Source organism: Belnapia sp. AC561 (assembly GCF_979252845.1).
Map to the genome: position 1 here is coordinate 1 of NZ_CEEDBP010000139.1, position 325 is coordinate 325.

Annotated in this window: 1 protein-coding gene; it reads left to right on the plus strand. The window is 62.2% G+C overall.

Going from position 1 to position 325, the window contains the following annotated elements; genetic code table 11:
• On the plus strand, nucleotides 1-235 hold a 235-nt coding region (locus tag AC0IW9_RS30480; protein WP_471652054.1), incomplete at its 5' end, for a hypothetical protein.
• Nucleotides 236-325 lie beyond the last annotated feature (90 nt).

Here is a 325-nt window from a genome sequence, read left to right on the forward strand (position 1 = left end):
GGCCAGCACCCGCCTTAAAGCCCACCCGCACTTCGCTCCGCCACCCGGCGTGAGCAGCTACTGGGATACGCAACTGGGCGTTTACGTGCTGGATAAAGTACCGGGCCTTTATTATCGCCAACGCACCTACTACCGCTGGAACGACGGTTGGACCTGGGCCACCTACGCCAACGGCCCGTGGTTGCCGGTTGACGCCACCGGCCTGCCGCCGGGCTTGAATCGACTGCATCCATAAGGGCAAAAGCTCGCGGCTGAAGCCGCTCCTACAAAGGTCAGATGCTGTTGTGGGAGAGGCAAAAGCTCGCGGCTGAAGCCGCTCCTACAG